The 7,257-nt window shown below is 72.6% G+C and carries 6 protein-coding genes and 2 pseudogenes; all 8 read left to right on the top strand.

The window, feature by feature from the left end; translation table 11 throughout:
• Positions 1–250, top strand: a pseudogene (locus tag RM704_RS44380) (extensin); the annotation flags it as partial.
• 122 nt (positions 251–372) lie between these two features.
• Positions 373–798 (top strand): phage tail protein, encoded by a 426-nt coding sequence (locus RM704_RS44375; RefSeq protein WP_033526819.1) that lies wholly within the window; start codon positions 373–375, stop codon positions 796–798.
• Between the two features lie 16 nt (positions 799–814).
• The gene (locus RM704_RS44370) at positions 815–1,540 is read left to right on the top strand and encodes a CIS tube protein (RefSeq protein ID WP_033526818.1); all 726 of its coding nucleotides are present in this window, start codon (positions 815–817) and stop codon (positions 1,538–1,540) included.
• On the top strand, positions 1,540–3,441 hold the full coding sequence (locus tag RM704_RS44365; RefSeq protein ID WP_033526817.1) for a VgrG-related protein: 1,902 nt from the start codon (positions 1,540–1,542) through the stop codon (positions 3,439–3,441). The genes RM704_RS44370 and RM704_RS44365 overlap by 1 nt, the downstream gene beginning before the upstream one ends.
• A 58-nt stretch (positions 3,442–3,499) precedes the next feature.
• Positions 3,500–3,961, top strand: a complete 462-nt coding sequence (locus RM704_RS44360) for a GPW/gp25 family protein (protein WP_033526816.1) — start codon at positions 3,500–3,502, stop codon at positions 3,959–3,961.
• The gene (locus RM704_RS44355; RefSeq protein ID WP_033526815.1) at positions 3,961–5,919 is read left to right on the top strand and encodes a putative baseplate assembly protein; all 1,959 of its coding nucleotides are present in this window, start codon (positions 3,961–3,963) and stop codon (positions 5,917–5,919) included. Before RM704_RS44360 ends, RM704_RS44355 begins: the two co-directional genes overlap by 1 nt.
• A gap of 145 nt (positions 5,920–6,064) precedes the next feature.
• Positions 6,065–6,622: a phage tail protein gene (locus tag RM704_RS44350; protein WP_033526814.1), complete on the top strand. Its 558-nt coding sequence runs from the start codon at positions 6,065–6,067 to the stop codon at positions 6,620–6,622.
• Positions 6,619–7,257: pseudogene (locus tag RM704_RS44345) on the top strand (hypothetical protein); the annotation flags it as partial. The gene RM704_RS44350 and the pseudogene RM704_RS44345, both read left to right, overlap by 4 nt.

Below are 7,257 nucleotides of genomic sequence, written 5' to 3'. Positions count from 1 at the left end.
CCCCAGCCCCGCCACCACAACCACCGCCACGGCCACGGCCACGGCCACGGCTCACCGCACCCCGTCGGCCGACGCTCCGCCCCCCTACTCCGCAGTGGACCCCGCCACCCAGTTCGACCCCCGGTCCCTCACCGACTTCCAGCTGGACGAGCTGACCCACAAGCTCATCGGCCGCATCACCCGCCTCGTCCGCACCGAACTCCGCCTCGACCGCGAACGCATCGGCAAACTCCGCGACCCCCGCCACTGACCCCCGTCACCCCCTGCCACCGACTCCCACCACCGACCTCACCACCGACCCCCACCTGGCCCGCACCGCCCCACCCGACCCGCACAACCCCGGCGGCGGCCACCCGCAGAAAGGCCCACCCGATGCCCCGCGATCTCGACCCGGGCTCCACCATCTTCTTCACCCTGACGATCGACGGCGAGAGCCTCGGTTACTTCAACGGGTGCGAGGGGCTGTCCTCGACGGTGGAGATCGAGCACCGCCAGGAAGGCGGGAACAACGGGTTCGTCTGGCAGTTCCCGTCGCGCGTGACGTTCTCGAACATCCGGCTGACGAGGCCGCTCACCCCGGACACGGCCAAGGTCGCGGCGTGGATCTCGTCCGTGGCGACGGGCGTGAAGCGCCCGACCGCCCAGATCGCGGCGCTGCGCGCGGACGGCTCGGAGGTGGCGCACTGGGGGCTGATCGACGTCCTGCCGGTGAGCTGGCAGGGGCCGTCGCTGGACCCGTCGAACCCGAGCGTGGCGACCGAGGTCCTGGAGATCACGCACCACGGATTCACGGACTGAGGGGCGGGAACAGCACATGGCGAAGGGCAGCAAGGGCGGCGCGGGCAAGAGCCTCGTGCGGGCCACACTGGCCATCCACGAGCCGCCGGTCGGGACGAGCACGACACCCGGCGGGCTGATCAGGACGTTCAGCTTCGAGTTCAATCCGGCGGAGCTGACGCTGCGCCAGGGCGCCCAGTGGAAGACCACGATCAGCGCGGCCGTGCGCGACGGCGCCCTGCCGGAGTTCATGGGACCCGAGGCCCGGCAGATGAACGTCGAGATCTTCCTCGACTCCTCCGCGAAGCCGAGCGGCACCACGGTGCTGAAGAAGGTGGAGTCGCTGCTGTCGTGCTGCGAGGTCACCTCCAAGAGCCTCGCCGCGAAGCAGCCGTCGCCACCCTGGGTGGTGTTCCAGTGGGGGTCGTTCTCGACGGCCCGCTTCACGGCGTACGTCAGTTCCGTGGACGTCACGTACTCCCTGTTCGGGACGACCGGGGTGCCGATCCGGGCCACCTGCCGACTGTCGCTGCACGAGATCCCCAGCAACACCAAGGGGCAGAACCCGACCTCGGGCGCGCTGACCGCGCGGAGTGTGCACCGGGTCGTCGCGGGCGACTCGCTGCAGTCGCTGGCGTGGCGCGAGTACGGGAACGCGTCCGCGTGGCGGGCGATCGCGGAGGCCAACGGCATCGACGATCCCACCCGGCTGCCCACCGGCATCGAACTCGTCCTGCCGGCCGCCGAGGAGGTCGGATTCTGATGGTGAAGCCCTCTTTCTCCAACGTCATCCACGTCACCCTCGACGGCGCGAAACTGCCGCCGGAGTACGCCGATCTGCTGGTCGGCGGCTGGGTCGACCTCGGGGCCGGGGTGCCGGGTGCGTTCCGGCTCACCTTCCGGGACCCGCACGGGCTGCTGCTGGGCAAACTGAACGTCAGGTTCGGCACCAAGGTCGTCATCGCGCCCGTCGCCGACGGGCAGGGCGCGGGCACCCCGCTGCTCACCGGCGAGGTCACCGGCATGGAGACCGACTACGACGGCACCGGCACCTTCACCGTCGTCCGCGGCTACGACCCGGGGCACCGGCTGATGCGGGTGCGCAGGGTGGCGGCGTACCGCAACCAGACGGCCTCCGACATCGCCCGCAAGCTGGCCGGGATGAACGGCATCCCGGTCGGGCAGGTGCAGGGCACCAAGACGGTCTACGACTTCATCTCGCAGTCCAATGTGACGGACTGGGATTTCCTGGCGCGGCTCGCCGACGAGAACGAGATGGTGATGTCGCTGGACTCGAAGGGGAAGTTCCAGTTCGTTGCACCGAAGCCGGCGTCCGGCGCGCCCCCGACGAGCACCCCAGGCGAGAAGAGCCCGTTCGTGCTCCAGGCCGGGGTGGACATCCTGCGCTGCCGGGCCGCCGTCACGGCCGCCGACCAGGTCGGCCGGGTCGAGGCGCGCGGCTGGAACGTCATGACGAAGAAGAAGCTCACGGCGACCACCCCGGCGAACGCCAACCCCGGCATCGCCATCGGCACCACCCCGCAGAAGGCGGCGGGCGCCTTCAAGGCCACGAAGCTGGTGGAGACCGACACGCCGTACGACCTCCAGACCGAGGTCACGCACGCCGCCGGCTCCCTCGCGGACGACATCACCTCGTCCTTCGCCGAGCTGGAGGTCACCGTGCGCGGCAACCCGAAGCTGCGGCCCGGGGTGCCGGTCACGCTCACCGAGGTGGGCACCCCGTTCGAGGGCAAGTACACCTGCACCTCCGTGCGGCACTCCTTCGGTGACGGCAGCCACTACGAGACCTGGGTGACCGTCAGCGGACGGCAGTGGCGCTCCCTGTTCGGCCTGACCTCGGGCGGCACCGCCGCCTCGCCCCGGCTGCCCAGTGTGGCCAACGCCCTGGTCACCGACGTACAGGACCCGCTGAAGCAGGGCCGGGTGAAGCTCCAGTTCCCGTGGCTGGACGACACGTACGTCAGCGACTGGACGCGGACCGTGCAGATGGGCGGCAAGGGCGGCGGCGGGATCTTCCCGCTCGACGTCGGCGACGAGGTGCTGGTCGCCTTCGACCGGGGCGCCCTCGACCACCCGTTCGTGATCGGCGGTCTCTACAACGGCATCGACAAGCCGACGCCCGTGAAGGACGTGTGGCTGCACGACCCCGTGAAGAAGAAGGCGATCCGGCACACCCTGTCGGACCGCGAGGGCAACCGGGTCGACCTGCTCAGCCAGCAGACCGGCCTGCGCAAGCAGGGCGTACGGATCGCCAGCGGCAACGACAGGCTGATCATCAACCTGGACCGGACGAAGACCGAGATCACCGTGGACAGCAAGGGGGCCGTCAGCATCACGGGCGGCACCTCGGTGTCCGTGAAGGCGGGGACCGATCTGACGCTGAGCGCGCTGCGGTCCGTGACCATCCGCAGCGGCGGCCCCCTGAACCTCCAGGGCCAGGGCATGGTCGGCCTGAGGTCGCTGGGCGGCGCGGTCAACATCAACGCGGTCGGCGCGCTCTCCATGAACGCGGCGGGCGCCGCGACGCTGAGCGCGGCCGGGACCGTGCAGATCAACGCCGTCGGCCAGGCGGCGCTGCGCGCGGCCAACGTCGACATCACGGGCATCGTGCTGGTCAACAAGAAGCCGTATCCGATCCCGTGACGGCCCCCGTGATGAGTACACGTTCGTCCGCAAGGTATGGAAGGGGGGTGGCCCGCTGATGGCCGAGCAGTTCGTCGGATCCGGCTGGGCGTTCCCGCTGCGCATCGGTCCCACCGGGGGCATCGCCCTGGTCAGCGGGGAGCGCGAGGTCGAGGAGGCCATCCGGCTCGTCCTGGCGACCGCTCCGGGGGAGCGGCCGATGCGCCCGGAGTTCGGCTGCGCCATCCACGACCTGGTGTTCGCGCCGGTCAACGAGGCCACCGCCGGCCGTATCCAGCACGAGGTGTACGCGAGCCTCGACCGCTGGGAGCCGCGGATCGAGGTGACCGACGTCGAGGTGACGGCGGGCGCCGACCAGGGCGTCCTCTTCATCGACGTCCGCTACTCGATCCGAGGCACCAACAACCCGCGCAGCCTGGTCTTCCCGTTCTACGTCATCCCCTCCCACGACGAGCCGGACCCGACCTCCGAAGGCTCCGACCGTCCCGAACGCCCCGACCGTCCTGAAAGCGACCGCTGATGGCCCTGCCCTCCCCGAACCTCGACGACCGCCGCTTCCAGCAGTTCGTCGACGACGCCAAGCGCTACATCCAGCAGCGGGCCCCGGAGTGGACCGACCACAATGTCTCCGACCCCGGCGTCACCCTGGTGGAGACGGTCGCCCACATGGCCGACCAGATCGTCTACCGGCTCAACCGGGTGCCCGAGAAGAACCATCTGGCGTTCCTGGACCTGGTGGGCATCACCCTGTTCCCGCCCTCGGCCGCCCGCACGGACGTGACGTTCTGGCTGTCGGCGCCGCAGGAGGAGCCGGTGGCTCTGCCGGTGGGCACCGAGGTCGCGACCGTGCGCACCGAGAGCGAGGAGGCGGTGGTCTTCACCACCGAGCGCGAACTGGACGTCGTGCCCTGCGCGTTGCGGTATCTGGTGACCCAGCGGCCCGGTGAGCCGGTGGCCGACCGGACCTCCGACCTCGCCGAGGGCAAGGACCTGATGTGCTTCGCCGAGTCCCCGCGGCCCGGCGACTGCATGCTGTTCGGGCTGACGGCCGCCGTACCGCACTGCGCGGTGGTGCTCGAACTGGACAGCGTGGTCGACGGTGTCGGCGTGGACCCCCGGCAGCCGCCGCTGGTCTGGGAGGCGTGGACCGAGGACGGCTGGACGGCGTGCGAGGTCGACCGCGACGGCACGGGCGGCCTGAACCGTCCGGGCGAGGTCGTCCTGCACATGCCCGGCGGGCACACCCTGTCCCGCACCGGCGGCCAGGAGGCCGGCTGGCTGCGCTGCCGGGTCACCGAGCCCCTGCCCGGCCAGCCCTTCTACACCACCTCGCCGACCGTCCGCGCCGCCGAGGCCTTCACCATCGGCGGCACCACCACCGTCGTCCACGCGGAGACCGTGTACGACGAGGCGCTCGGCGAGTCCACCGGCCTGCCCGGACAGCGGCTGCGCCTCGCCCACTTCCCCGTGGTCGGCGACACCCCGCCCGTGCTGCTGCAGACCGCCGAGCACGACGGCTGGACCGACTGGGACGTCGTCCCGTCCTTCGCCGCGTCCACCTCCTACGACCGCCACATCACCCTGGACTCCGCCACCGGCGAGATCGCCTTCGGCCCGGCGGTACGGGAGCCCGACGGGAGCCTGCGCCAGTACGGGGCCGTCGCGCCCAAGGGCGCCGTCATCCGGGCCGTGCGCTACCGCACCGGCGGGGGCCGGGCCGGCAATGTGGCCCGGGGCGCCATCCGGGTGCTGCGCACCTCCGTCCCGTACGTCTCCGAGGTCGTCAACCGGGAGGCCGCGCGCGGCGGGGTCGACGCGGAGACCGTGGAGGAGGCGAAGGTCCGGGCGCCGATCACGCTGCGCGCCCAGGAACGCGCGGTGACCCTGCGCGACTACGAGGAACTCGCCCGCCGCGCGGCCCCCGAGACCGCCCGCATCACCTGCCTGGAGGGCGAGGAGGGCGAGCACGGGGCCTACGCGGTACGAGTGCTGGTGGTCCCCCAGGCGGTGCCGGACCCGGGCGGTCGGCTCCGCTTCGAGCAACTCGTCCCCGGTGACGCCCTGTTGCGCCGTATCACCCGTCACCTGGACGAACGCCGCCTGATCGGCACGCGGCTGGCCGTCGGCCCGCCCTTCTACCAGGGCATCACGGTCGTCGCCACGCTGCACGCCTTCCGGGGCGTGGACACCGACCGGGTGCGCCGTCAGGCCCACGACGCGCTCTACCGCCACCTCGACCCGCTGACCGGCGGCGCCGACGGCCGGGGCTGGCCCTTCGGCCGCCCCGTCCAGTCCGGCGAGGTCTTCGCCGTCCTGCAGCGCGTCCCCGGTGTCGAACTCGTCGACGACGTCCAGCTCCACCCCGCCGACCCCCTCACCGGCAAACGGGGCGACCCCACCAACCGCATCGACCTCTCACCCCCGTCCCTGGTGTTCAGCTTCGACCACCGGGTCCGCGTGATCGGGGACAAGCAGTGAGGTCCTTCAACGGGGCGCAGCCCCGTCAGGGGCGCGGGGCTGTGACCTATGCGGCTCCGCCGCGTGGGCGCGAGCGACCACGACGGGCCCGCAGCCGCCGACGCACCGCACCCCCCGAGCTCCTGGGCGCACTCGGCGGCCGGATATGAGGGGCTCCATAGACGGCCTCGGCTCCTCGCACCCCATCGGCACGATGCTCCCCGCCGTGTTCGCCGACGACGACCTCGCCCAACGCTTCATCGGCGGCCTCGACGAGGTCCTCGCCCCGATCCTCTCCGTCCTCGACTGCCTGGACTCCTACTTCACGCCGTCCCTGGCCCCGGTGGACTTCACCCAGTGGCTCGCCGGCTGGGTCGGCGCCGAGACGGATGGCACGGAACCGGAGGACCGCCTGCGCGCCGCGGTCGCCGCCGCCGCGTACCTGCACCGGGTACGCGGCACCCGGCGCGGCCTGTCCGAGGCCGTACGCCTGGTCTTCGGCGTGACCCCGGAGATCACCGAGAGCGGCGCCGCCACGTGGGACGCCCGGCCCCTCGGACCTGTACCGGGCGAGCGCCGCCCGCGCCTGCACGTGGCCCTGCGCCTGCCCGATCCCACCCCGGCGGACGAACACCGGCTGGACAGCCTCGTCGCCGCCGCCCGCCCCGCCCACATGCCGTACACGGTCCAGGTGACCGCCGCCGAAAGGATCCCCGAGAGATGACCAGCCCGACCCCCGGCACCGGCCAGGCCCAGAGCTGCGCCGAATGCGGAACCCGCGGGGAGCCCGGCCAGTCCTTCTGCGACGCCTGCGGCGCGGTACTCGGCTGGTCCGGCACCCCGGCCCGGTCCGCCACGGGCGCCGCCAGGAGCGAGTCCGCCGACCGCGCGCACTCCTCCGGCGCCCCGAGCGACCCCTCGGCCGGGACGGACGCCGGACACGCGACGAGCCAGGCCCAGGCCGACGGCGCACGCACGGCGGACGCGACCCCGGACCGCCCCGCGCCCGCCCCCGCAGCCGCGACAGCCCCGGCGGCCGCCCACGCGACCGCGACAGCCCCCGCGCCCGGACACCCGAGCCCCGAAGCCCCGCCCGCGACGAGCGCCGACCGCGACACCGCCGGCAACGAGCCAGAGTGGGACGCCTTCTCCCTTCCGGGCGCCGGAACCGGTACGGCCCGTACGGCACACGACACGGCCCCGGAGGGAGCGACCCCGGCGACCGCCCTCGCCTCCGAGGCCCAGACCCAACGCCAGCCCCAGGCACAGGCACAGGCCCCGGTCCCAGCCCAGCCCTCAGCAGCACCCCACCCCCACCCCGGCGACGAGGACCCCACCACCCCCCTCCCGACCCACCCC

The sequence above is a fragment of the Streptomyces gottesmaniae genome, assembly GCF_031845845.1.
Classification (GTDB): domain Bacteria; phylum Actinomycetota; class Actinomycetes; order Streptomycetales; family Streptomycetaceae; genus Streptomyces; species Streptomyces akebiae.
Note: the sequence above shows the minus strand (reverse complement) of the source record. Positions and strands in the feature narration are given on the sequence as shown.

Bases quoted from the DNA above. Each gene is read 5' to 3' on its own strand.
- RM704_RS44365 (WP_033526817.1), top strand. From the start codon at position 1,540: ATGGTGAAGCCCTCTTTCTCCAACGTCATCCACGTCACCCTCGACGGC.
- RM704_RS44370 (WP_033526818.1), top strand. From the start codon at position 815: ATGGCGAAGGGCAGCAAGGGCGGCGCGGGCAAGAGCCTCGTGCGGGCC.
- RM704_RS44355 (WP_033526815.1), top strand. From the start codon at position 3,961: ATGGCCCTGCCCTCCCCGAACCTCGACGACCGCCGCTTCCAGCAGTTC.
- RM704_RS44350 (WP_033526814.1), top strand. From the start codon at position 6,065: ATGAGGGGCTCCATAGACGGCCTCGGCTCCTCGCACCCCATCGGCACG.
- RM704_RS44360 (WP_033526816.1), top strand. From the start codon at position 3,500: ATGGCCGAGCAGTTCGTCGGATCCGGCTGGGCGTTCCCGCTGCGCATC.
- RM704_RS44375 (WP_033526819.1), top strand. From the start codon at position 373: ATGCCCCGCGATCTCGACCCGGGCTCCACCATCTTCTTCACCCTGACG.